Annotated in this window: 23 protein-coding genes and 1 pseudogene; 14 read left to right on the top strand and 10 right to left on the bottom strand. The window is 67.2% G+C overall.

All coding sequences use genetic code 11. The features are described 5' to 3' along the window. Positions 1-52: 52 nt before the first annotated feature. The 5 genes from AC57BR_RS18160 to AC57BR_RS18140 all read right to left on the bottom strand — a co-directional run bounded on the left by AC57BR_RS18160 (position 53) and on the right by AC57BR_RS18140 (position 5,719). The gene (locus tag AC57BR_RS18160) at positions 53-949 is read right to left on the bottom strand and encodes a carbohydrate ABC transporter permease (RefSeq protein ID WP_496363057.1); all 897 of its coding nucleotides are present in this window, start codon (positions 947-949) and stop codon (positions 53-55) included. Between the two features lie 2 nt (positions 950-951). Next, on the bottom strand, positions 952-1,929 hold the full coding sequence (locus AC57BR_RS18155) for a carbohydrate ABC transporter permease (protein ID WP_496363055.1): 978 nt from the start codon (positions 1,927-1,929) through the stop codon (positions 952-954). A 44-nt stretch (positions 1,930-1,973) separates the two neighbouring features. After that, positions 1,974-3,323: an extracellular solute-binding protein gene (locus tag AC57BR_RS18150; RefSeq protein WP_496363053.1), complete on the bottom strand. Its 1,350-nt coding sequence runs from the start codon at positions 3,321-3,323 to the stop codon at positions 1,974-1,976. 182 nt (positions 3,324-3,505) lie between these two features. Beyond that, positions 3,506-4,507 carry a LacI family DNA-binding transcriptional regulator gene (locus AC57BR_RS18145; RefSeq protein ID WP_496363051.1) on the bottom strand — a complete coding sequence of 334 codons (1,002 nt, stop codon included), beginning with the start codon at positions 4,505-4,507 and terminating at the stop codon, positions 3,506-3,508. 42 nt (positions 4,508-4,549) lie between these two features. Continuing rightward, the gene (locus AC57BR_RS18140) at positions 4,550-5,719 is read right to left on the bottom strand and encodes a virginiamycin B lyase family protein (RefSeq protein ID WP_496363049.1); all 1,170 of its coding nucleotides are present in this window, start codon (positions 5,717-5,719) and stop codon (positions 4,550-4,552) included. Between the two features lie 119 nt (positions 5,720-5,838). Here AC57BR_RS18140 and AC57BR_RS18135 point away from each other — a divergent pair, with 119 nt between their 5' ends. Then, positions 5,839-6,483, top strand: a complete 645-nt coding sequence (locus AC57BR_RS18135) for a 4a-hydroxytetrahydrobiopterin dehydratase (protein ID WP_496363047.1) — start codon at positions 5,839-5,841, stop codon at positions 6,481-6,483. Positions 6,484-6,519: 36 nt separating this feature from the next. Then, a pseudogene (locus AC57BR_RS18130) lies at positions 6,520-7,427 on the top strand (NmrA family NAD(P)-binding protein). A 7-nt stretch (positions 7,428-7,434) separates the two neighbouring features. Here the strand turns inward: AC57BR_RS18130 and AC57BR_RS18125 are convergent. Then, positions 7,435-8,220 carry an alpha/beta fold hydrolase gene (locus AC57BR_RS18125; RefSeq protein ID WP_496363045.1) on the bottom strand — a complete coding sequence of 262 codons (786 nt, stop codon included), beginning with the start codon at positions 8,218-8,220 and terminating at the stop codon, positions 7,435-7,437. A 95-nt stretch (positions 8,221-8,315) separates the two neighbouring features. On the opposite strand from AC57BR_RS18125, the gene AC57BR_RS18120 reads away from it, so the two are divergent. The 5 genes from AC57BR_RS18120 to AC57BR_RS18100 all read left to right on the top strand — a co-directional run bounded on the left by AC57BR_RS18120 (position 8,316) and on the right by AC57BR_RS18100 (position 14,573). Beyond that, the gene (locus AC57BR_RS18120) at positions 8,316-9,242 is read left to right on the top strand and encodes an alpha/beta fold hydrolase (RefSeq protein ID WP_496363043.1); all 927 of its coding nucleotides are present in this window, start codon (positions 8,316-8,318) and stop codon (positions 9,240-9,242) included. 177 nt (positions 9,243-9,419) lie between these two features. Beyond that, complete coding sequence (locus AC57BR_RS18115; protein ID WP_496363041.1) at positions 9,420-10,955, top strand: alkaline phosphatase D family protein; 1,536 nt, start codon at positions 9,420-9,422, stop codon at positions 10,953-10,955. A 2-nt stretch (positions 10,956-10,957) separates the two neighbouring features. Continuing rightward, positions 10,958-12,628, top strand: coding sequence for a phosphodiester glycosidase family protein (locus AC57BR_RS18110; protein WP_496363039.1), 1,671 nt, complete (start codon positions 10,958-10,960; stop codon positions 12,626-12,628). 38 nt (positions 12,629-12,666) lie between these two features. Then, positions 12,667-13,755, top strand: coding sequence for a glycerophosphodiester phosphodiesterase family protein (locus tag AC57BR_RS18105; protein ID WP_496363037.1), 1,089 nt, complete (start codon positions 12,667-12,669; stop codon positions 13,753-13,755). A 191-nt stretch (positions 13,756-13,946) separates the two neighbouring features. Beyond that, positions 13,947-14,573 carry a helicase associated domain-containing protein gene (locus AC57BR_RS18100; protein ID WP_496363035.1) on the top strand — a complete coding sequence of 209 codons (627 nt, stop codon included), beginning with the start codon at positions 13,947-13,949 and terminating at the stop codon, positions 14,571-14,573. Here AC57BR_RS18100 and AC57BR_RS18095 read toward each other — a convergent pair. Continuing rightward, a complete protein-coding gene (locus tag AC57BR_RS18095) occupies positions 14,570-15,121 on the bottom strand; it encodes a universal stress protein (protein ID WP_496363033.1) in 552 nt (183 codons plus the stop codon). The genes AC57BR_RS18100 and AC57BR_RS18095 overlap by 4 nt on opposite strands. A gap of 199 nt (positions 15,122-15,320) precedes the next feature. On the opposite strand from AC57BR_RS18095, the gene AC57BR_RS18090 reads away from it, so the two are divergent. Together AC57BR_RS18090 and AC57BR_RS18085 are read left to right on the top strand one after the other, a co-directional pair. After that, entirely contained in the window at positions 15,321-16,814 is a 1,494-nt protein-coding gene (locus AC57BR_RS18090) for an alkaline phosphatase (protein ID WP_496363031.1), read from the top strand. Between the two features lie 85 nt (positions 16,815-16,899). Continuing rightward, positions 16,900-17,433 carry a hypothetical protein gene (locus AC57BR_RS18085; protein WP_496363029.1) on the top strand — a complete coding sequence of 178 codons (534 nt, stop codon included), beginning with the start codon at positions 16,900-16,902 and terminating at the stop codon, positions 17,431-17,433. Positions 17,434-17,472: 39 nt separating this feature from the next. Here the strand turns inward: AC57BR_RS18085 and AC57BR_RS18080 are convergent, their stop codons facing one another. The 3 genes from AC57BR_RS18080 to AC57BR_RS18070 are packed head-to-tail and all read right to left on the bottom strand — an operon-like array spanning position 17,473 to position 19,614. Beyond that, positions 17,473-17,874 carry a VOC family protein gene (locus AC57BR_RS18080; protein ID WP_496363027.1) on the bottom strand — a complete coding sequence of 134 codons (402 nt, stop codon included), beginning with the start codon at positions 17,872-17,874 and terminating at the stop codon, positions 17,473-17,475. A gap of 40 nt (positions 17,875-17,914) precedes the next feature. Then, the gene (locus AC57BR_RS18075; RefSeq protein ID WP_496363025.1) at positions 17,915-18,799 is read right to left on the bottom strand and encodes an aminoglycoside phosphotransferase family protein; all 885 of its coding nucleotides are present in this window, start codon (positions 18,797-18,799) and stop codon (positions 17,915-17,917) included. Positions 18,800-18,816: 17 nt separating this feature from the next. After that, entirely contained in the window at positions 18,817-19,614 is a 798-nt protein-coding gene (locus AC57BR_RS18070) for an IclR family transcriptional regulator (RefSeq protein ID WP_496363023.1), read from the bottom strand. A 121-nt stretch (positions 19,615-19,735) separates the two neighbouring features. Here AC57BR_RS18070 and AC57BR_RS18065 point away from each other — a divergent pair, with 121 nt between their 5' ends. The 5 genes from AC57BR_RS18065 (at position 19,736) to AC57BR_RS18045 (ending at position 24,342) form a co-directional block, all read left to right on the top strand. Next, a complete protein-coding gene (locus tag AC57BR_RS18065; RefSeq protein WP_496363021.1) occupies positions 19,736-20,239 on the top strand; it encodes a tripartite tricarboxylate transporter TctB family protein in 504 nt (167 codons plus the stop codon). Positions 20,240-20,241: 2 nt separating this feature from the next. Further along, a complete protein-coding gene (locus tag AC57BR_RS18060) occupies positions 20,242-21,747 on the top strand; it encodes a tripartite tricarboxylate transporter permease (protein ID WP_496363019.1) in 1,506 nt (501 codons plus the stop codon). A 69-nt stretch (positions 21,748-21,816) separates the two neighbouring features. Next, positions 21,817-22,833 (top strand): tripartite tricarboxylate transporter substrate binding protein, encoded by a 1,017-nt coding sequence (locus AC57BR_RS18055; protein ID WP_496363017.1) that lies wholly within the window; start codon positions 21,817-21,819, stop codon positions 22,831-22,833. Positions 22,834-22,899: 66 nt separating this feature from the next. Continuing rightward, positions 22,900-23,526: an RraA family protein gene (locus tag AC57BR_RS18050; RefSeq protein ID WP_496363015.1), complete on the top strand. Its 627-nt coding sequence runs from the start codon at positions 22,900-22,902 to the stop codon at positions 23,524-23,526. Positions 23,527-23,556: 30 nt separating this feature from the next. Continuing rightward, entirely contained in the window at positions 23,557-24,342 is a 786-nt protein-coding gene (locus tag AC57BR_RS18045; protein WP_496363013.1) for an NAD(P)-dependent oxidoreductase, read from the top strand. Positions 24,343-24,397 lie beyond the last annotated feature (55 nt).

Raw genomic sequence — 24,397 nt, 5'->3', positions numbered from 1 at the left:
CCTTGGTTGTGTTTCAGATTCTTGATAGTCAGGGGAAAGCGAAGGTGCCTGGTCAGGTACCGGCGAGTCCCGTCGTCGCAACGCCTTTGATGATCTGGCGCTGGAAGAACAGGAAGACGAGGATGAGCGGCAACGCCGCGAGCAGCGCGGAGGCCATGTTCTGCGCATACTGGATGCCGTAGGCGCTCTTGATGGTCTGCAGCCCCACCGGCAGGGTCAGGATGGAGCCGTCATTGGTGGAGATGAAGGGCCAGAGGAAGTTGTTCCAGGCGCTGATGAAAACGAAGATTGCGACGGCGGCCAGGATGGGCCGTGAGAGGGGCAGGATGATCTGGGTGAAGATCCGCATCCGGCTGGCGCCGTCCATCACCGCGGCCTCCTCGAGTTCACGCGGGATCTGGTCGAAGAACTTCTTGAGCACGAACACCATGGCCGGGTGGATGACCTGCGGCAGGATGATGGCCCACGACGTGTCGATCATGTGCAGTGCCACCATTTGGTAGAACAGCGGGATGATCAGGACCGGCGGCGGGATGATGATGGAGGCGATGATCACCGTCATCAGCACCTTTTTGCCGCGGAAGTCGATGCGGGACAGGGCGTAGGCCACCAGCGCGGAAATGGCCAGCGTGATCACGGTGATGGCCGCGGAGGTGTAGAGCGAGTTCCACGTCCACAGCGGGATGTTGCCGTCCTGGAACACTTTGACGAACGCGTCGGCGGTAAAGCCCGACGGCGGGATCCAGCTTACTTTCGGCGCCGCGGCGTCCGTCTCGCTCTTGAAGGCGGTGGCGGTTGCCCAGGCGAAGGGAATCAGCCAGAGAACGGCGAGGACCGCGGCGACCGCCAGGACGGCGGCCCTGCCCGCCGTCATCTTCTTCCGGGGCTGGCGGAGTTGTGTGGCGGACGCGCTGCGGGGGGCGGGTCGGGTGAGGGTCTGGGTTGCCATGGTTATGCACTCCTGCGGCGAGTAATGAAGAACTGCATGACCGAGACGGCCACGATCAGCCCGAAGAAGATGTAGGAGATGGCTGCGGAGTAGCCGAGCCGGTAGCCGGTGAACCCGCTTTCGAAGATGTACTGCACCACCGGCCGGGTGGAACCTGCCGGGCCGCCGGCAGTCATCTGGTAGACCTGATCGAAGATCTTCAGTGAGGCCAGGATCTGCAGGAGCACTATCATCACCGTGGTGGGCGTCAGCTGCGGCAGGGTGATGGAGAAGAACTGCCGCCAGGCTCCGGCGCCGTCCAGCGATGCCGCCTCGTAGTGCTGCGCGGGAATGTTCTGCATGGCGGCCAGGTACAGCAGGAAGTTGAAGCCCACCGTCCACCAAAGGGTGGCGATGACGATGGCCCACATCGCCACGTTCGGGTCGTTCAGCCAGGCCACCTTGGGCAGCCCGATTTTCGCCAGGGAGTCGTTGATGAGGCCCAGTTGCGGGTTGTACATCCAGGAGAAGAAGAGCGAGACCACGGTGGACGCGAGCAGGTACGGGGCGAAGTAGGAGAGCCGCCACAGCCACTGTGCCGGGAGCCCGACGTTGACCAGTGCGGCCATGACGAGGGCCACGAGCACCAGCGGAACCGTGCTGATCACCGTGAAGTAGAGCGTGTTGCCGAGGGAATGCCACATGTCGGCGTCGGCCAGGGCTTCGGCGTAGTTGGCCAGGCCGATCAGGCTGTCGTTGGCCCCGGTGAGGGACTTGCCGGTGAGGCTCATATACAGGCCGTACAGCAGGGGCCACACCAGGAAGACCACGAAGAACGCCAGGAACGGGGCGGCAAAGCCCCAGCCGTTGAGGTTGTCCCGGGTCCGGCGGGGACTGGAGGTTGCTGAATCGGACGCGTTGCGGGACGGGTTTCTGCGTGACTGTCCGGGCAGGGACGACGCCTTCTGCTCGGCGCCTTGGGATGTTGCTAAGGAACTCATCGGGGACTCCTTTGTCGCTCAGTGCTTTCGGAAGCTCAGTGGCCTCAGACCGGGTTGGGCCGGGAAAGAAGGGTGTTGGTGCGCCGCACGAAGGCGTCCCAGCCATCGGCTGCCTTGTCGCGGCCGAGGAGTACGTTCTGCACGTTTTCCGCGAAGTACGTCTGCCAGTCCGAACCCGAGCCGCTAAACCAGGCCTCGGGATCGTAGGCGATGATGTCCGCGGCGTTGGCGTAATGGATCTGGGGCGTGAGTTCCCGGTAGGCCTGTGACTGCACAATGGGCTGGTAAGCCGGAATGTGGCCTGCCTCCGCCCAGGACAGCGACCCCTTGAGCATGTCGCTGACGAACTTGTACACGTCGCGCCGCTTCTCGTCGTCGACGTTCAGCTGCCTTGGCAGGACGAAGGAATGCGAGTCCGCGTAGGAGGCCGGGGTGCCGTAGAGCGTGGGGATGGTGGCGGCATCGACGGGCAGGTCCGCCTTCTTGAAGGTGGGGAGTTCCCAGACGCCGCTGAACAGCATCCCCGAACCGCCGCGGGCAAATTCCGCGATGCCCGTGCCGATGTCACCGCTCTTCGCCGCGACCGTGTCGTCGAACAGCGAGGCCATGAATTCCAGGGACTCGACGGCGGCATCCCGGTCGGCCTTCATCGGCTGGCCAGGTGTGAGTTCCATGTCCACCCCGTGCTGCTTGTAGAGCGTGTAGAACAGGCGCCACATCTGCGATCCGCTGCCGAGGTAACCGAAGGACAGGCCGTGCGCCTGCGTCACCTTCTGCATCTCGCGGGCCATGGCAAGGAAGTCCTGCGGAGAAGTCACCTCCTGCAATTGCCCGTTAGCGGCCAGTACCCCCGCTTTGCCGGCGACGTCGGTGTTGTAGAACATGACGAAGGGATGGGAGTCCAGCGCGATGGAGAACACCTTGCCGTCGTGCTGGCTCTTGTCCCAGATCCGCGGGGCGAAGCTCTCCGCCGTCACGCCGTGTTCGGCCAGCAGGGACATGTCCCACGGATCGATGAGTCCGCCCGGCGCATAGCCGGGGACGCGGCTGGCGTGCATAATGGCAAGCTCCGGGGGCCGGCCGCCGGCTGACGCCATGGCCAGCTTGGTGTAGTACGGCGGGCCCCACGCGAGGACGGTCGGATGGACCTTGAAGCCGGGGTTGGCCCCGTTCGCCGCGCTGATCATGGCCTGCATCTTGATGCCGTCGCCGCCGGACAGCAGATGCCAGAACGCAATGTCCCGAACGGCCGCCGCCGAGGCGGTTCCGCCGCAGCCGGTGAGGCCGGCCGCGGCAAACACAGCGCCCAGGGCCGCGGTTCCCGCCAGCAGCTGCCGCCGTGACACCTGTTTGCCGGACAACTGATTCCCGGCGAAAAATTCAAACTGCTTCACCCGTCACTCCTTTGGATGGGTCCGCTGAAAGTAATCCTTGTGGCACCGCGCCAGCCGTTCCGGTCCGCTGCATTCGGGATCCGGGGAGGGCTGGCGTGTGACGCAGACCTCACATTACATCGTTGTAAAACGTGGCACAAGGAAAAATTGTTAGCGCCAACAATATGATGTGACGGTCTCGCTTAGCTGGGGGTGCTGTCCCGCTCGATGATCCTGTAACCGACGGTGACCACGCGCTGTTCGCCGGCCCGGTCGGTCATCCGCTCGGTGAGCAGGCGCAGGGCCTCGCTGGCCACGCGGCGCTTGTCGAAGGACACGGTGGTGAGCGATGGGACGGCATATTGCCCATCGGCGATGTCGTCAAAGCCGGCCACCGCCACGTCGTCCGGAACCTTGATTCCGCGCCTCCACAGCACGCTGAGCGCGCCGATGGCCATGGAATCGGTGAAGCAGAACAGCGCGTCGGGGAGCGGGTGCGAATCCAGATAGGAGGCGAGCGCACCCGCCGCCGTCTGGGGCGTCCACTTCTCGCAAGGGATCAGCAGCGATTCGTCCTGGTCAATGCCGAGTTCCTCAAGCGCGGCCTGGTAGCCGCGGGTGCGCAGAACTGCCGCTGCCGAGTGCCGTCCTTCAGCAGTCCCCAGCACGGCGATGCGGCTCCGGCCAGTCCGGGCCAGCGCGAGGGTCATGTCGCGGGCGGCGGCAACACTGTCCACCCACACCCTGTCGGCCAACTGCTGGGACACCTCCCCCAGCAGGACCACCGGGGGAAGGGAGACGCCCATCTTGACGGCGCTCTCGTCCAGCACCACGGGGTTGAGGATCAGGCCGTCGATCAGGTTGGACCGCGCCCGGGACATCAGTTCGTATTCGCGGCGGGGATCGGACCCTGTTTCCTCGATCTGGACGTGCCAGCCCTGTTCGTGGGCGACCTCCACCACGTGGTGCGCGATCTCGGCAGAGTACGGCGTGGCCAGGTCCGGCAAGGCGAGAGCAATAACTCCCGACCTGCCGTTTCGCAGGCCGCGGGCGGAGAGGTTGGGCACATAGTCGAGTTCGAGGATGGCCTGTTCGACCTTGAGCCTGGTGGTTCCGCTGACCGGCACCACGCCGTTCATCACATTCGAGACAGTCTTGGGTGAAACCCCGGCACGGCGCGCGACGTCCTTGACCGTTGCGCGCACTGCTCCCCTTTCAAAGACGGATGTGAACGATGTTACAGCCCGCTACCCCGCCTGGCTGGCGCCGCCAGCCAGCCCGGCTTTCCGGCGTCGGCCATTCACCAGAATCCAAACGGCGACGCCGACGACGACCGCCGCCACCCCGCCGGCCACGGCGGGCAGGGCGTTCCAGGAACCGGCGGATGATTGTGACGCCGCTTCCGCCGTCGGCGCCCCGGACGCAGGCGGCGTTGCTGCCAGTGCTTCCGCGGAGTACCGGACCACCGCGCCGCCGCCCGGCGACGTTCCCGGGCTGATCACGATGACGGAGCCGTCGGGGGCCACCGCCAGGTGACCGGGGCCGCCGTCGGTGGGGATGGAGCCTCCCACTTCTTTGGCTTGGGGACGGATGACGGAGAGCTTCTCTGTCACCAGGCTCGTCACGTACAGCGAGCCGTCCGGTGCGACGGCTACGTCCTGCGGCCCGCCCTCGACGGAGATCCGCTCAGCCACGGTGCCGGCGCCCGGCTTGATGACGGCGATGTCATTGGACTTGATGTTGGCCACGAAGACGGTTCCGTCGGGGCCGGCCGCGATCCCGTGCGGTTCCTCGGACGTTCCGGTGCTGGAGACCAGCTCGATGGTCTTTGAGACGGCGTCCGCCCCTGCCGGGATCACGGAGACCGTGCCCGCGGTCTGGTTGGTCACGAACGCGGTTCCGTCCTTGGCCACCGCGATTTCCGCCGGTCCCGCCCCGACTTTGATGATCCGATCCACGGCCGTCCCCTTCGGCGCAATGACGGCGACGGTGTTTCCCGCGGGGTTGGCGACGTACACCGTTCCGTCGGGTCCGGCGGCGAGCGGGTGAAGCCCGGCGGACACCGGCATCGTTCGTGCCATCGTGGCGTCTCCGGCCGGAATGACGCCAACGGCGCTCTGGTCCCCGTCCGTCGTCGCTACGTAGAGGGTGCCGTCCGGGCCGAGCGCGAGCCCGGTGGTGATGTGTCCTCCGGTGCTGATGGTGCGGGTCGGCTTGGTGGCCCCGGAGGGAACCACGAAGATGCCGCCGCCCTGGCCGTAATTGCCGAGGTAGGCCGTGCCGTCTGCCGCAATGGCCACCCGCACGGGCGTGCCGCCGACTTCGAGATCCTCAGCTGGCGCTGCCACTGCCGGCGCCGTCCCCAGGCACAAGATTGCTCCGAAAACGGCAGTGAACGTGGCCCAGCGGTACTTCATGAAATTTCCCCCAACAGATTCCCCAATAATGCTTCGGCCTGAAGCCAACCCAAAGAAGCGTACTAGCTGCCGGGACGGCCCCATTGACCGCTGCCTCCGGAGTCCCAATAGTTGGGGGCATGGCAACAGCGATTTCCGATGCAGAGTTCTCTTCCGCCGACGGCGTCGCGGAGTGGCGGGTGCTGTTCTGGGGTGCGAAAACCCTGTACGAGACAGGCGACTTTGCCACTGGGGCAAAGTTTGTTGCCGCGATCGCAGAGGCCACCCAGGCCTTGGGCCACGCCCCGCTCGTGGACCTCAGGCCGGACACCGTGACAGTCCAGGTCATCACGCCGGGTGTGGGCCTGAGCGACCGCGACCTCGAGCTTGCCCGCAGCATCTCCGGCATTGCCGCCCGGCTGCGGCTGAAGTCGGATCCCTCGGCCGTGCAGCACGTGCAGCTCGCGTTCGACGCCGCAGACCGGCCGGCTGTGATGGAGTTCTGGCGGGCGGCGCTGGGCTACGTCGCCGTCGGGGACGAGGACCTCATCGAACCCAACCTCATAGGTCCACCCGCGTGGTTCCAGGACAAGGAGTTCGTTCCGCCGCGCAACCGCATCCACATGGACGTCTCGGTCCCGCACGACCAGGCACAGGCGCGCATTGACGCGATCGTGGCCGCCGGCGGCCGTGTCCTGGGCGACCGCTACGCGCCCGCGTGGGTGTCTCTCATCGACCCCGAAGGGAATGTGGTGGACATTTGCACCTGGCAGGGGCGCAACTGACATTGCACCAGTCCACCAAGCAGTGAGGAAAACAAAATGAGCAACGAAGGTCCTGTACTCGTCGTGGGCGGCACCGGCTTGCTTGGCGGCAAGGTGGTCTCCGCGCTGCTGGCCGGCGGCAAGCAGGTGCGCGCCCTGGTACGGCCGGGCTCCGATGCGTCGCGCCTTCAGGGCGGCGTGGAGGTTGTCCGGGGGGACATGATGGACCCAGATTCCCTAGTCCGAAGCATGGAGGGGCCGATGCCGTAATCACCACCGCAGCCGGATACACACGCCACAGCAAGGGCGACACTGCCGACATTGACATCACCGGCAACGCCAACCTCGCCGATGCGGCAGCCCATGCCGGTGTTCGCAGGTTCGTGCTCACCAGCATCCTGACGTGCGACCAGACGCCCGGAGTCCCCCATTTCTGGCACAAGAGGCTCGCCGAGGACCGGCTCGAGGAACAGCAGGTGCCATTCGTGGCGCTCCGTCCCGGCGCCTTCCTGGACCAGGTCACGCGGTTTGGCGGCGACCCGTACACGAAGCGCCGGCTGACCTGGTTCGGTTCCAGCGAGGTTCCGATGACCTTCGTGCTGACGTCCGATCTGGCCGCCTACCTCGCAGCTGCCGTCGATGCGGACGTCGCCCCCGGATCGCGAATCGATATCGGCTGGGACCGCCCGGTGTCCATGCACCAAATTGCGGATATCAGCGGCCGGCTTCTGGGCGGGCGGGTCAGGGTCCGTTCCGTCCCGGCAGGCGTCCTGCGCGCTGCCGGCAACGTCCTCGGAACTGCCGTTCCCCTGGCCCGGGACATGAGCGCCATGATCGACTGGTTCCAGACGGGCCGCTACGTCGCCGATACCACCCGCCAGCAGGAAGTCTTCGGTCCGCCGCCAACTGCTGAGGACGCCGTGGCCAGACTTCTGACCGAGCTCGGACACACTGTCCGGAAATAATCAGTCCCTACGCGTCCAGGAAGCGCAGCAGGTGCGGGAGCGTCGCGTGCATGGCCTGCAGGTCGCCGTTGCTGGCGGCGAGTTCGCCGAGGTAGTCGCCGTGGCCGCCGGGCACGACCAGCAGGCGGGCACCGGGGATGGCGCGGGACATCCGCATGGCGTGGTCGGGGCTCATTACGTCCCGGTCGGCGCAGAGCACCAGGGTTGGCGCGGTGACCCGGCCGAGGTCCTGCTCGGACCAACCCGGGAAGCCGACAATGCGCTGCCGGTCCAGCTCGAACAGCCGCTCGAGGTGCCCGGGTTCGGGATTGATGCTGCGGTCCGCGTCCTTGTAGGCGGCCGGCATGTTGTCCAGGGTGGCAGTCTTCATGCCCTCCCAGAATTCGTCGGGCACCGCGTCCCGGCTGAAGAACGTGGAGGCGGCGATGAGGCGGCGTACCCGCGCGGGGCGCTGCATTGCCAGCGCGAGGGCGGTGTGGCCGCCGGCGCTGAAGCCAAGCACGTCCACCGAGTCCAGCTGCAGCTGGTCGAGGACCGCAACGACGTCCCCGGCCGAGTTTTCGGCAGTGAGCGGCCGGTCTGTCGGCAGGGTGCGGCCGTGGCCTTCCTCGTCGACGGCGATTACCTGCCGCTGGGCGGACAGCAGCGGGATGATGCTGGCGAAGTTCGTCTGGATGGTTGAGCCGCCGCCGGGGATGAGGAGCAGCGGCCTTGTGCCGGTTGTCGCGCTGCCGTGGACCTCGTAGTACATGCGCAGGTCGCCGTTGGCCGCGTATCCATGGGTGAAAGTCACACGGCATCCTAACGCCGCGTGGTTAAGGGTGGATAGGGCTTCCCATCCGCTCCTCCCCGGGGTCCGAATACTTTTCAGAGTCCCAGGAGCAGCAGATGACCATCAGCATTCAGCAGGACACCGCCCGGACCGGAGTGCCTCCGCTGCGGCGGTGCGTCATTGCCACGGAGTTGGGTCCCGCCACTGTCCGTGTTCAGCAGGGCACGGGAAGCGGGCCCGGTAATCCGGCTACCGCGGCAGCGGAGGTCTACCTGCACGGCGCCGCAGGATCCTGGACCACGTTCCGGCCCCTGGTGGTCCGGACGCCGGTCATTGACCGCGTGCTCATTGACCTGCCCGGATGGGGTGATTCCACGGCTGGCGCCCGGCTGGACCACCTCAGCGTTGAATCCATGGGGCGCGCCGTCGTCGAAATACTGGATTCGCTCGGCTACCGGCGCTGGCACCTGGTGGGCCATTCCATGGGAGGCTTCCTGGCACTGCACATTGCCGCGAAATGGCCGCAGCGGGCTGCCAGCGTTGCAGCCATTTCGGCCACCACATTCGCCGTGTCCGCGGCGGCCCTGGGTCCCTTGCGCGGACTGCCCGGGTTCCCAGCGTTTGCTGGCATGCTGCTGGCCATGCGCTCCATGGCAGCGCTCGGCCCGTCAGGTCCGGCATTGATACGGGCTGCCGGCGCCACACCGGTGCTGGGGCTGCTGACGTCACCGCTATTCGCCGACCCGCCAGGCGTCCCCCGCCACGTGGTCCGCGGGCTTGCGTCCGATGCCCGGCCGGCCAGCTTCGCCGCAGCCGTCCGGGCTATCGCTCACTACGACTTTGGCCAGTGGCGCGCCATCCGCTGTCCGGTGCTGGCCACGCGCGGGGACAGCGATGTGTTCACGCCGCCGTCGGACCTTTTCCGGCTGGCCGGCGTCGTCCCGCACGTCCGGCTGGAGACCATCGCGCGCTGCGGCCACTTCGCCAACATCGAGCAGCCGGAGCATGTGCAGCGGCTGCTCGATGACCTTCGTTCTGCGTGAAGTTCCCACTCGTTCGGTTGGTGTTCCGCGGCGCTTCAACGTCCTGGGGGAGCTTCCCCGCCCTAAAGCTTCCCCGCCCTGAGAGGTTCGGACTGCGTTAACTGGCCGTTCACTATCGGATAAAGTGCCCTTGCCTGAATGGACGGGACCATCCCCATCACCGTTTCAGGAGACACTGTGTCCCGATCCTTCACCACGTCCAGGCGCGGATTCCTCGCCGCAACCGGCGGCGCCGTCGCGGCCGCCGCTGTCTACGGCTTCTCGGCAGCCCCCGCCTGGGCAGATCCGCGTTTCCCGCAGAACCCCTTCACGCTCGGGATCGCATCCGGTGACCCCACCCCGGACGGCATCGTGCTGTGGACCCGCCTGGCGCCCGAACCGCAGGCGGCAGACGGGATGGGCGGCATGCCGCCGTACCAGGTCCAGGTGAACTGGCAGGTAGCCACCGACCCCGGCTTCCGCAACGTGGTCAAGGCAGGCAGCGAACAGGCCACGCCCGAACTCGCCCACTCCGTGCACGCCGAAGTCAGCGGGCTGCGGCCGTCGGCGGACTACTGGTACCGCTTCCGCGTCGGCACCCAGGAAAGCCCGGTGGGCCATACGCGCACCGCCCCGGCTGCAGGCTCGGACCCCAGCCGGGTCACCTTCGGCCTGGCCTCGTGCCAGTCCTGGGCCGGCGGCCGCTACGCTGCCTACCGCACCATGGCGCAGGAGGATCTTGACCTCGTAGTGCACGTGGGCGACTACACCTACGAGGGCCGGAACCACGAGTCCCTGGCCGACTTCCGCAACAACCACGCCAAGTACAAGAGCTCGGTGGACCTGCAGGCCGCGCACGCGAAGTTCCCGTTCGTCGTGACGTTCGACGACCACGAGGTGGAGAACAACTGGGCCGACGGCGTATCGCAGCCGGACAACGAGGCATCCAACGATCCGGAGCGTTTCCTCCAGCTGCGGGCCCACGCCTTCCAGGCCTACTACGAGCACCTCCCGCTGCGCCGCCCGCAGCAGCCCACAGGCCCGGACATGGTCCTGTACCGCCGGCTGGACTACGGCAACCTCGCCAGGTTCCACGTCCTGGATACCCGGCAGTACCGTTCGGACCAGCTGACCGAAAACTTCCCCGGCGGCCCGCAGCACCCCGACGTGTACGACCCCTCCCGCACGCTGATGGGCGACGAACAGGAGCAGTGGCTCTTCCAGGGCCTGTCGTCCTCGTCCGCCCGCTGGAACGTAATCGCCCAGCAGACCATGATGGCCCAGTACGACTACGACCCCGGCGAGATCCTGTCGGTCAACCACGACCAGTGGGACGGCTACGTTATCTCCCGCAACCGGCTCACCAACTTCATCGACCAGCAGGCACCGGCCAACCCGGTGGTCCTCAGCGGGGACTGGCACGCCGCCTTCGTCAATGACCTCCGCCTCGACTACGCCGACCCGGGCTCGAAGGTGGTGGCCACAGAGTTCGTCGGAACATCGATCAGCTCCGGCTGCGGCTGGGCCCAGGCCATCAAGAACGGCCTGCCCGCGAACCCGCACACCCGCTACATCAACCCGGACAAGCGGGGCTGGACCCGCTGCACCGTGACGCCCGAGGAGTTCCGCAGCGACTACCTCGTCGTAGCCTCCGCCGCCGATACGGCCTCACCCGCCGTCGTCGACGCCTCGTTCGGTGTCCGGAACGGCCACGCGGGCGCGGAGCGGATCTGAACATGCCTATCCTCAACCACCGCCTCAGCAGGACCGGCATCGCCGCCCTGGCCTTGGGACTCCCCGTTGCCTGCCTCGTCGCCCCCGCAGGTCCCTCCGACGCTGCGCCGCTGACCCCGGCCCACGAAGCCGCTGCGCCCGCGGCGTCCGGCACCCTGGACCTTGGCGCCGCAGACCTGCCCGAGCACCGGACCGTCGCCACTCTGGCCCCCGGCCTGACCCGGACCTCCATCACCCGCGGGACCCCCAACCACGACCTGCAGTGGACCGCCGAGGTAGCCATCCCCTCGGCGTCACCAGACCCCGACGCGCCCGCGTCAGCACTCTCCACGGAGGCACAGGCCCGTTCGGTGGCCGGCAAACTCCAGGCAGCCGGCGTTCCCGCCCGCGCCGAGCACGTTCAGTCCCCTAAGCTGGCCGACTCAGGCGGCGACCTCGGCTACCGGGTGCGCGCCGGACAGTTCCCCACCAAAGCCGATGGGGCCGCCACCGTCGCGGAGATCAAGTCCGCCGGCTACGCCTCCTCCGTGATCTACACCGGCTGGGACGGCGACGAGGGCACCAGCGAAAACACCCGCGGACCCTGGAAGCTGGAAGTCCTCACCATTGATCCGAAGGTGTTCCGGGGAGACCTGGCATCCTCCTTCGGCCCGAACCTCCAGGACCGGGAAACCACCAGCCAGCTGGGATCCGCCGCGGGCGCACTCGCGGCCGTGAACGGCGGGTACTTCGTGCTGGACCCGAAAGCCGGAGCCCCCGGCGACCCGGCCGGCGCGGCTGTCCAGGACGGCAGGGTGCTCAGCGAACCGGTCGGCGACCGGCCCGCCCTGGTCATCGGCGCCAGGAATGAGGGTTCCATCCAGCGCCTGCACTGGGACGGTTCAGTTACTGCTCCGGGGAACGCCGGAGAACTTGCGCTGGACGGCGTCAACCGCGTGCCCGGCCTGGTCCGGAACTGCGGCGGCACCGACGACACCCCGACCTCCCTGCCCCTGCACGACTTCACCTGCACCGACACGGACGAGATTGTGGCCTTCACGCCCGAGTTCGGTTCCTCGACACCCTCCGGGCCCGGGCAGGAAGTCGTCCTGGATGCCCACGGGACGGTCACCGCCGTGAACAACGTCCGCGGCACAGCTGTCCCCGCGGGCGGGCACACCCTGCAGGCCACCGGAGCGGACGCGGACAAACTCGCGGGCCTGGCCAAGGTCGGCTCCCGGCTGAAGGTCGAAACGGCCCTCATCGACAACAACGGCACGCCCCTGAAGACCGGCGCCACCACCGACGTCGTCAACGGCGGCCCCGTGCTCGTCGAGAACGGCAGGGAAAACGTGACGGCTGCCCGGGACGGCATGGTCCGCACCGGCGACAGCAACAGTTTCTACTACGGCTGGGTCCACAAGCGGAACCCGCGAACGAATGCCGGTGTTGACGCCGAGGGCCGCACGCTGCTGGTCACCGCCGACGGACGCCAAACGACGTCCCTGGGCCTGAGCATCAAAGAAGCTGCGGACGTTGCCCGTTCGCTCGGCATGGTCAACGCCATCAACCTCGACGGCGGCGGGTCCACCACCATGGTCCAGGACGGCCAGGTGGTGAACTCACCCTCCGATGCCGCCGGTGAACGCCCGGTGGGCGACGCGCTGCTCCTTCTGCCCGGCCGCAGGCCCTGAGATTTGTCCACCCCCAATCAATCAACTGGAGAACAACCATGAAGTACACCAAGCTGCTGACCGCGGCTGCACTGTCCGCCGGCCTGGCGCTGGGAACATCCCTCCCGGCCCGGGCAGCGGACACCAACCCCAATGGCGTGGGCAACCACTTCGACCTGCAGGCGCACCGCGGCGGACTCGGCCTCACCGTCGAATCCACCCTCGCTTCCTTTGCCAAGGGACTGGAGGTCGGCGTGAGCACCCTCGAGCTTGACCTGCAGATCACCAGGGACGGCCGCGAAGTCATCACGCACGACCGCAAAATCAGCGGACAGAAGTGCCAGGACACGGCGCCCGTCACGCCTCGCGACCCGCTGTATCCGTATGTCGGGAAGTACATAAAAGACCTCACTTTCGCCCAGGTCCGCAGCCTGGACTGCGGCTCCCTGACCCTGGCCAACTTCCCCGGCCAGCAGGCATCCCCGGGCGCAAAGATGCCGACCCTGGCGGAGGTGTTTGACCTGACCAAGCGCTACCGCGCCAGCCAGGTCAAGTTCAACATCGAAACCAAGGTTGAAGCAGGCGCGCCCGAGCAGACGGCACCGCGGGAACAGTTCGTCGACATCGCCCTGCGCGAAATCAAGGCCGCCGGCATGCAGCACCGCGTCTCCATCGAGAGCTTCGACTGGGGCGCGCTCCGGCTGGTGAAGGAACGCGAACCCGGCGTCCGGACCGTGGCCCTCACCAACAAGGACTTCCTGCAGGCAGGGCAGCCCGGCGCCTCACCCTGGCTGGGCGGCATTGACTCCGACGACTTCGGCGGCGACCTCGTGGACGCTGCTTCCTCGCTTGGTTTCGACGCCATCTCCCCGGTCCACGGCACACCGCAAAACGGGAAAGTCACGGACGCCGGCTACGTACCCTACGTGACCGCGGACATGGTGAACCGTGCCCATGCGAAGGGTATGCAGGTCATCCCGTGGACCGTCGACGACCAGCCGACCATGCGCGCCCTGATGGATACCGGGGTGGACGGCCTGATCACCGACTACCCGGACCGGCTCCGGGACGTCATGTCGGAGCGTTTCCTGAAGCTGCCCAAGCAGTACACCCTGGAACCGGAAGCGTCCGGCGCGGCAATCAGCTGACGCCAACGTTCCAGTGCTCAAGGTCCTGCTCCGGTTCACCGGGGCAGGGCCTTTTGTCGGAGGGGCATCAGCCCGGCAAGGGTGAACGTTGGATTAAACGTGCGGCAACCCACGCCGGATCCAGGTTGCTGGTGGCTATCCTTAGCCCCATGGCTCCATGTCAACGCGGTGAGCAGGAAGGGATCGGGCGCTTGACGGATGCGCATCCGGAGTGGACCCTGATGTATCGCAAGGGCTTGTCCCGGAAGAAGATCGCCGAACTGGCACGGGTCAAGCTCTCCGCAGTCACGTCCCACCTCACTGCAGCCAAGGCCGCAGACCCCGGCCTGAAGAACGAGCACCGGGCAGCGTCGGACGATGCCGCCAGCCACGCGGCGCCCGGCATCAAACGCCTGTATCAGCTGCTCGCCATGGTCGAGGCTACGGGCCGCTACCCGTCCCGCAACGCCGAGGACAAGGCCGAACGGGAACTCGCCCAGTGGCTGCGGCGCCGCCGCCGCGACGCCGACGCTGGCATCCTGAACCCGGTTATCGGCGCCGGCCTGTCCGTCCTGCCCGACTGGCGGCGCAAGCCACGCGAGGCTAGGGAAGATCAACGATGGCAGGACCACCTGCAGCAGCTGGCCGCGTATCTGGCGGCAGGGAATCCCTGGCCCCGCACCACCCCCGGCGTGATCGGGCTGGAAAAGGAACTCGGTGGGTGGTTGCGCAGCCAACGCTACAAGTTCCGCCACGGCGACCTCTCCCCCGCACGTTCAGGCGCGTTGGACGCTGCCCTGCCAGGTTGGCTCGACGGCCGCAAGGACCTCCCGGGTTAGGGCCGGGACACCGGAATTTGGCGCGGGACGACAATTACCGGGCGGCGCTGGATGCGGATGAGCCGGGCAGACACGGACCGTTCCAGCAGCCTGCTGAAGGTGGCGCGGGCGCCGTAGCGGGGACCTCCGACGATGATGGCCGAGGCGCCGGCGCTGTCGGCCAGCCGTGCCAGCGCCTCCGGAACGGACCCGTTCAGAACGCGGAGGGACCAGGTTTCTCCGGGGGCGCCCAGGACCGCTTGCAGCGCTGAACGCACATCCGCTGCCGGGAACAAAGATTCGAGGTTGGGTTGGGGGTCGATTGAACCCGCCGTCCGCGTGCCAGCGGCATCGAATTCGGCAAGGTACCCGGACGGGTCCACGAACGCGCAGACAAGGTGCACGCCCAGCCCGTCCGCGAGTTCGGTTGCGCGCGCAATCAGACGCGGCGGCGGGGCCCACGGCACGCCGACGATCAGGGGTCTCCGTGTCCATGCGGGCCCCTGGTCCCGGTCGAAGGGAAGGTCATCCATCGGCTCGGGACGGCGCGTTGCCAGAACGGTTGACATGCGCACGACGGCTAATACGTTTCACGTGTCCTATTTTGTCCGGTTTGCCAGCACGCGGCCGAGGCGCAAGCGGATTAATCCGCCGGTAATCTCCCGTCCAGCGGCGGGGCACCTTTTGGTCACTGCCGCATCGTGTGGCCTCCCTAGTGTCTGAGCGGTGCCCTTCGCACCCATCACTCGCACTTGGGAGAACCTCCACATGAAACGCACATTTTCTGTGTCCGCATCGGCGACGCTTGTTGCAGTAGCCGCCCTTGCCGGGCTGGCCGCCGCTGGCTCCCCCGCCAGCGCAGCCAACGACGCCGCTGACAACGGCCGTGTGAAGAACGTCATCTATCTGGTCGGAGACGGCATGGGCCGCACCCATGTCACCGCCGGCCGTGAACGCTTCTACGGTGCCGACGGCAAACTGAACATGGAAAGGCTGCCAGCCCACGGCTACGTCAGCACCTATTCCGTGGAAAAAAACTCTGGCCAGCCCGGGCAGGAAGGTTTCCGCCCGAACTACGTCACCGACTCCGCATCATCTGCCACCGCGTGGGCATCCGGTGTCAAGACCTACAACGCCGCCCTGGGCGTGGACGCCAAGGGGACCTCCGTCCCGACGCTCATGGAAATGGCGAAGCAAGCCGGCTACCGCACCGGCAACGTCTCCACCGCCGAAATCACCGACGCCACCCCTGCCGGGCAGATGAGCCACGCCCTGGCCCGCGGCTGCCAGGGACCCGTGTACTCCGCGGCCGCCTGCCAGGACACCACCATCACCGGTTCGCCCCTTGCCACCAGCGACCTTCGCGTTACCCCGATCGCGGACCAGATCGCCCGCAACGGCACCGCGGACGTGATCCTCGGCGGCGGCCTGAGCCGCTTCGACACCGCTGACGAGAAGGCCCTCCGCGACCAGGGCTACACGGTACTCGGCTCCCCCGCCTCGCAGTCTGTGGCAACCAAGACCGACCTCGCCTCAGCAGCAGGGGACAAGGTGTTTGGCCTGTTCAACAAGGGCAACCTGACCGTGGAGAAATCGAAGCAGGACAACCCCTCGGCGCCACAGGCCCAGGAACCGACCCTGGCCGAAATGACCAAAAAGTCCATCGACCTGCTCGGCTCCGGCAGCAAAGGCAACGGCTTCTACCTCCAGGTCGAAGGCGCACTCATCGACAAGCGCTCCCATGCCAATGACGCGGCCCAGACCCTGGAAGAGATCAAGGCCTTCGACGACGCCGTCGCCGCGGCCATGGACTTCGCCCAGAAGGACGGCAACACCCTCGTGATCGTGACCGCAGACCACGAGTGCGCCGGGTTCAACATCATCGAAAAGGGCTCCTTCACCAACGCCGAAGCAGCGAACCCGCCCGCAAATGTGGACAGCGGCAATACGGCGAACAACTCCACGCCCACCCGTGCGGGCGGCAACACCAAGGACGCCACCCGCTCCACCGGCATCATCAACGGGGCAGGTTCGTCGGATCCGCACAACTTCGCCCCTGCCACGTTCCGCACCCCCGATGACGCCGCCGGCGTACAGGACGGATCCAAGGACGCCAGCCTGTGGCTGACCTACCTTTCCGGCAACCACACCGGAGCGGATGTCCCCGTCTTCTCCTTCGGCTCGGGCTCGGAAAAGCTCCAGGGCAGCGTAGACAACACCGATCTCTTCACCATTGTCGGCGACGCCCTGCGACTCAGCTAAGCAATAAGAAAACCGGTGGCCGGGGACGCTGGGCCGCCCCGGCCACCGGAACCATGCCCCATCCTTCCAGGACAGGAACACCCACATGCACCCCAAAACGAAGGCCGTCCTCGTGGGCGGCGCAACACTGCTGGCTGCGGCCGCTGTCCTCGCGGGGACGCTCAGCCAGCCCGCAGGCCCGGCATCCGCCGAAACGCCACATCCGGTAGCGACCGTCCAGACAACGCTGCCGGGCCTGGTTCCGGCATCCGGGGAACCCGAACTCCCCGCGCTGCAGACGGCGAATCCCCAGAAGGGCCGGGCCGTCCAGGTCAAGGGAGCCTTCGATGACCGGTTCGTCCTTGAGCAGCTGGCCTTCACCCCCACCGGCGCCCGCGGAACAATCCGCATCACCAGCGATGTCAGCGACCTGCTCGAGCTGCAGGTCCTGGCCGGCTTCTACGACAAACAGGGCAGGCTGCTCGGCACGGGCCGCTACGTACACCACGCCGAGGAAGACGGCCATAGCCACTCCGGACCGCCGTCAGAGACCGAAAAGTTCAGCGTCCCTGTCCCGGAAAACCTCCGAGGCAAAGCGGTCTCCGCCGCCGTGGGCGTCCCCGTCCTCGTCAACGAATAGGCATCGTCAACGAGTAGCGGCGGCGGCGCGCGCCGGGTGCTACGGCGCGGGGTCCAGGTGCGCGCTCTTGACCTCGGGAGGCGTCGCGCCCTGGATGACCCAGCGGTTGCCGTCCGGGTCGCTGAGGAAGGCGAACTGCACCCCGCCCATGTCCTGGACGTCACTGATGCCGGCGCCGCGCTCCTGCAGTTCGGCGCGGACAGCCTCAATGTCGGGCACCACGAGCTGCAGCCCTTCCAGGCTCCCCGGCGCCATGCTGGTCATGCCCGTCCCGATGACGATCGAGGCAGCCGAACCGGGCGGCGTCAGCTGCACCACCCTCATTCCCGGGATGTGCTCCACATCGTGGTCCAGGACGAAGCCCAGCTTCTCCACGTAGAACGACTTCGCAGCGTCCACGTCGGCTACCGGCACTTGCACAACTTCGAGGCGCATCTCCATGTGGCCCACCCTACCGCCCCGGCCCGCGCAAAACGCCGGTTCAGCCCGCCAGGACCTGCCGGATCCCGAACTCCCCCACGGAGTACATCCGCAGATTGTCGTCGGAGTTGCTCAGCATGGCGGTGGACAGGACGAGTGCCCAGCCGCGGGCACGCGTCCAGGTGTCCCTATCCACCGAGGTGCCAAAGGCGCCGATGAAGCGCTGCCGCGCGCCGGCGTCGAACATTAACCAGCCCACCGCAAGATCGACGGCGGGGTCCCCGGCCCCTACATCGCCGAAGTCGAGCACGCCGGCCAGGGATCCGTCGGCCGCCAGCAGAATGTTGGCCGGATGCAGGTCCCCGTGGAGCATCATGGCCGGACCAGCCCATGCCAGGGCGGCACGGGCCCGCGCCCATACCGCTCGCAGCCCCGCCGCCTGCGGGTAGCGGTCCCGGTCCGCGAGCCTTTCCAGCACCGCCGCGTTCCGGTCCACCAGCGGCACCCCGCGGACAGGATTCACCGGAACCGTTGCATCCGCGGGCACGTGAAGCGACTTCAGGAAGGCAGCCAGGCCATCAGCCGCCGGCGCACGGTCCGCCGGCGTGACGTCGACCGCCGGTGCGCCGGGAACCCACCGCACGATGCTCCACGGCCAGGGAAAGTCCGACGCCGGCTGCCCGGCATGGACGGGGACGGGCACCGGAACCGTGGACCGGCCTGCGATGCCCGGAAGGTACAGCTGCTCATGCAGGATCAGCGGCACGGCTTCGGCCCGGCGCGGCAGCCGGACCGCCAGATCGCTGCCGAGCCGGAAGGTCGCGTTGTCCCAGCCAGTGGCGACCCGCATGAGGGACCGCGCGGCAAGGTCCGGCCGCTGGTCCCGGATGAGGGCGTGGACGACGGCGTCACTCACCTCGATGGTGGCAGGCGGCATCTGTGCCATTCGGAGACCCGCTTTCCTCAGTAGACACTGCCCTCGAGCAGTTCAGAGAGCCGGTTTGCAGCCCGCCGCAGTTCGGGGACGCCCGCCTTCAGCCCCTCCTCGGTGGCGGCTTCCACCGGGCTGGTCAAGGCGATGGATTCACTGGGCAGCCCGGACCTGTTGATCGCAATCGCCACCGAGAGCACCCCGGTGGCGCGCTCGTCGGACGAGTAGGCGTAGTCCGTCCCGGGCTCGGGCAGGCGGGCCTTGAGTTCGGCCAGACTGAAGGTAGGACTTTCGTGCCCGGCCGCAACTGCGCCCTGAACCACGTCCTGGAGGTGTTCGTCCGGCGCGCCGGCCAGCAGGATCTTGCCGGCGGCGCCGACGGTCAGGGGAAGCCGCTTTCCGAGCGGCATGTCGTACCGGAGCGGGGCGTCACCGTCGACACGGACCACCAGGATGCGCTCAAAGCCAAGGCGGGTGTAGAGGGACGCCGTCATTCCGGTCTGCGCCGCCACCTGCTGGAGCACCGGGCGGGACGCGGTGACCAAGGGGTCGTTCTCTATGTAGCTGCGGGCCGCGGGCAGCACGGCCGGGCCGATCCGGTAGGTCTTGTCGGTCTGGCTGACCATCCCGAAATCCTGCAGCACGCGCAGGATACGCAGAGTGGTGGGCAGGCTCATGCCGCAGTTCCGCGCCAGATCGCTGAGCCGCTGGGGGCGGTCCGCCCGCTGCAGTTCCGCAAACACCTCCAATGCCCGCGACAGCGAGCGCATGTTGGAGGGCTTACCGCCGTCGTCCGCTGCAGTGGCGGGCTGCGCATTGGTGACCGTCATTCTTTCATTCTATGTAAGTTCCAGTCTCCCTCGACCCGCTTGACAGTCCCTGTGGGCCGTGTCACTATTTCTTCTGACGTAAGACACTTTCATTCTATGAAAGCAATTGGAAGGCATTTTGATGACAACGGAGTCGACCATGACCCAGTCCCCCGCCCGGGCGAGGCCAGCGCGCAGCGTCCTGGCCGGGATCGCCGCCTTCGGGGCACTGGGCGCCTACGTACTTGTCAGCTCAGTGGGCCTCGGCCTCTGGACCTCCCTGGGTCCCGGACCCGGGATGTTCCCGTTCGCCATGGGCGCGGTGCTCGCCTCGATGTCAGTCCTGTGGCTGCTTCAGGAGCTCAAGCGCCCCAGCGCGGCAGGCGAAAAGGCCGACGGCGGACTGGTGCTCGCCGTCGTCGTCAGCCTTGTGCTGCTGGCAGCGTTGCTGGACCTGCTCGGCTTCCAGCTGAGCATGTTCCTCTTCCTGATGTACCACCTGAAGATCCGGGGCAAGCGGGGCTGGCTGTCCGCCCTGCTGACCGCCCTGGCGGGAAGCGTCGGAGCTTTCTACGCCTTCAACTACGGACTGAACGTGGCCCTGCCTGTCTCCTCTATTCCCGTCCTGAACCTGATCGGACTCTAGACATGGACACCCTCAATGAACTGCTGAACGGCTTCGCGGCCGCGCTGACATGGCAGAACCTCATCTTTGCGTTCCTGGGCTGCCTGCTGGGTACCGTGATCGGCGTCCTGCCGGGCATCGGCCCGGTGGCCGGCGTCGCGCTGCTGATCCCGCTCACGCTGAACATGGACCCCACCGGCTCGATCATCATGCTCTGTGCCATCTTCTACGGCACGGCCTACGGGGGAACCATCACCAGCGTGCTGCTGAACACCCCGGGTGAGGCGGCATCGGCCATCACCACCATTGACGGCCATGCGATGACAAAGATGGGCAAGGCCGGAGCGGCCCTGACCATCGCCGCCATCGGTTCCTTCGTCGGCGGCACCATCGCCACGCTCGGGCTTGTCGCCGCCGCCAAACCCCTGGGCGAGCTCGGCCTCCTGGTCGGTCCGCCGGAGTTCTTCGCCCTCATGGTCGTCGGCATCTCCCTGCTCGTGGCGCTGGCCGGAAAATCCATGGTCAAGGCCCTGATCTCCGGAGCCCTGGGCCTGCTGATCTCCATGGTCGGCATCGACCCTGTCGCCGGCGCCCCCCGCTTCACGTTCGGCATGGACCGGCTCCTGGACGGCGTGAGCTTCGTGGCCGTCATCGTCGGTGTCTTCGGCCTGTCCGAGATCCTCTCCTACCGCAAGGGCGCGGCTCCGGCCGCCGTGCACGCCCCCGGCTTCCGGTCCCTGCTGCCCACGGGCAAGGAGTGGCGCCGCAGCGCGCCTTCCATGGCCCGCGGAACCGGCATAGGCTTCGGGCTTGGCCTGATCCCCGGCATGACCGGATCGGTCGCGTCACTGCTCTCCTATGGCGCCGAGAAGAAGTTCTCCAAGCACCGGAACGAGCTGGGCAAGGGCGCCGTTGAAGGCGTTGCCGGGCCGGAAACAGCCAACAACGCCCACGCCAACGCCGCGCTCATCCCCCTGTTCACCCTCGGCATCCCCGCCTCCCCGACCATCGCTGTCCTCATGGGGGCTTTCCTCCAGCAGGGCCTCACTCCCGGACCGACACTGTTCACCGAGCACTCCGAAATCGCCTGGGCAATCATCGCCAGCCTCTTCATCGGCAACCTCCTGCTCGTGCTGCTCAACGTCCCCCTGGTGGGGCTGTGGACCTCGATCCTGCGGGTCCCGGCCCCGATCCTGACCGCGCTGATCCTGCTCTTTATGGTCATCGGCGCCTACACCATCAACTTCAGCGTCTTCGACGTCTTCGTGATGATCGGTTTCGGCCTGCTGGGCCTGGCCCTTCGGCACTTGGAGATCCCGCTGGCCCCCATGGTCCTCACCCTGGTTCTGGGTCCGCTGATGGAACGGTCGCTGCGTGAATCACTGGAAATCTCCCAGGGCGATTTCAGCATCTTCCTCAACCGGCCGATCTCCCTGGTCCTGATCATCGTCGGCGTCCTGATCATCTGCAGCCCGCTGCTGAAGCTCCGCAAGCCCAAGGCCCTGATGGACGACGACCCCGAAACCTAAACCGCCCGCACTCCCCTCAAGAAACAACCTCCCCCCAACAAACAATCACCCTCTTCGAAGGAGAAGAACTTGTCACGCAAGAACCAGTCACGCGCCAAAATCACCGCGGCCATCGCCGGAGCAGCCCTGCTCGCCCTCACCGGATGCGGCGCCAATGCCGGCGCAACCTCAGCCGCCGGCGGTGACTTCCCTAAGAAAGGCAAGTCCATCGACCTCATCGTCGCCTTCTCCTCCGGCGGCGCCGTGGACACCGCGGCCCGGCTGGTCCAGCCCGTCCTGGAGAAGGAACTCGGCACCAACGTCGAGGTCATCAACAAGCCCGGCGCCGGCGGCCAGATCGGCTACACCCAGCTGACCAGCGCCAAGCCTGACGGCTACACGATTGGCGCCACCGGCTCCCCGTCCGTCGTCGTGTCCCCGCTGGACCCCAGCCGCGGCGCAAAATACACGCGCAGCAGCTTCCAGCCCCTGGGCCGCCAGGTCATTGACCCGGCCGTCATCGCCGTCCAGCCGGACAGCCCGTACAAAACGCTGAAGGAACTGCTCGACGCCGCCAAGGCCAAGCCCAAGTCCCTCACTGCGAGCACCACCGGCCTGCAGACCGGCGAGCACTTCGCGCTGGCCCAGATCCAGGAGGCCACCGGCGCCGAGTTCGCACCGGTCCACTTCTCGGAAGGTGCCTCCCAGGCCACCACGGCATTCCTTGGCAAGCACGTCGACATCCTCGTGGCCAACGTCAGCGACGTCACCGACCTGACCAAGCAGAACAAGGCCCGCGTCCTGGGCATCATGACCGCCGAGCGCTCCCCGTCGCTGCCGGACGTTCCCACGTTCAAGGAAAGCGGCTACGACGTCGAAGCCGGCACCGCCCGCGGCTACTCCGCCCCCGCCGGCCTGCCGGACGCCATCGCCAAGAAGCTCGAAGCTGCCCTCCAGAAGGCCATCGAGGACCCCGAGGTCATCAGGAAGATGAACGACCTTGGCCTGCAGACCAGCTACCTCTCCGGCAAGGACTACCAGACGTTCTGGGCAGGACAGGAAGCGGACTTCAAGAAGGTCCTGCCAATGGTCCAGAAGAAGGACTAGCCCGCCCGCGTACGGCCCAGACCGCCCGTCCCAGCTCAAACCAACACAACCAGGGAAGACACCGCCATGACCACCCCCGCCCTTCAGGACACCTCCTTCACCCGCCCGGACCAGGAACTCATCAATCGGCTGGCCAAGCTGCCCGCCGCGAACATCGGAGACGCGGTGGACCGCCTTGGTGTGGCGGATTCCGCGATCCAGGCGGTCTGGCCCGGCGCGAAAATCGCCGGACCCGCGTTCACCGTATGGACCCGCCCCGGGGACAACCAGGGCATCCACGAAGCGCTGAAGCTGGCGCAGCCGGGGGACGTCATCGTTGTTGCGGGCGGCGGCGACGAGTCCCGCGCCCTCCTCGGTGAGCTGATCGGCGAGCGCGCCATCAACCTCGGCATCGCCGGCTTCGCCCTTGACGGCGCGGCCCGCGATGCCGAGGCCCTCGGCGAGATCGGCATGCCGGTCTTCGCCCGTGCGGTCACCCCGGCAGGCCCGTACAAGAACGGGCCGCACCGGCTCGGCGGCCCCATCGCCTTCGGCGGCGTTCCCGTCCTGCCCGGCGACATCATCATCGGCGACTCCGACGGCATCGTGGTCATCCCCAGCGAGCAGGCCTCAGCCGTTGCGGAAGCAGCCGAAGCGGTTTTCGCCGACGAAACCAACCGCCGGGCGTCGATCATCGCCGCCCGCGGCCAGTAGCGAACGCCCAGTAAGTAAGGAACAAGTCTCATGACAAAGTGCACCATCATCGGCCTGGGCGAAGCAGGTGCGGCCTACGCCTCCGCGCTGGTAGCGGCCGGCCACCAGGTCACCGGCTTTGACCCCGTGGCCCCGAACACCCCGGCCGGAACAACGCGGGCAGCCACCTCCGCCGAAGCCTGCCAGGGCGCGGACATCGTGCTGGTGCTCACCGGTGCCGCGGCTGCCCGCAGCGTGGCCAAGGAGTGTCTGTCAGTGCTCCCGGCCGGCAGCACCTACGCGGACTTCACGTCGTCGTCCCCCGCCGTGATGGAGGAACTTGGCCGGCAGGCCGGCCAGGTCCAGTTCGCCGACGTCGCGATCCTTGGGCCCGTCGCTGCCCTCGGCGCCAAAACCCCGCTCATGGTCAGCGGTCCCGGATCCGCCGCGGTGGTGCAGCTTCTGGCGCCGCTGGGTGCCGGCGTCGAAACCGCCGACGGCGGGCCGGGGGCGGCCATGTCCCACAAGCTGCTGCGCAGCGTCCTGATGAAGGGCCTGGCCTCGGTGGTTGTCGAAGCGGTTACCGCCGGCCGGGCTGCCGGGCTTGAAAGCTGGATCCGGGAGCAGATCGCCCGCCAGCTCGCCGGGGACGGCCAGGCCGTCATCGACAGGTTCCTCACCGGAACGTCAAAGCACGCCGTACGCAGGTCGCGGGAAATGCAGGACACCGCTGACTATCTTGGCGAGCTCGGCGTCCCCGCGGAAATGACGGAAGCCTCAGCGGCCGCCCTTGCGCGGATCGCGGCAGCATCGGCACCGGAGGCGGCCCTGCGCTGACCGCGCATGAGGCAGAATCAATGAACAGGGAATCAAGGATGAACCCGGAAGCAAA

It is taken from the genome of Arthrobacter sp. BGA-UO-ETr-C19 (assembly GCF_059568005.1).
This window is presented reverse-complemented; position numbering and strand designations above follow the sequence as displayed.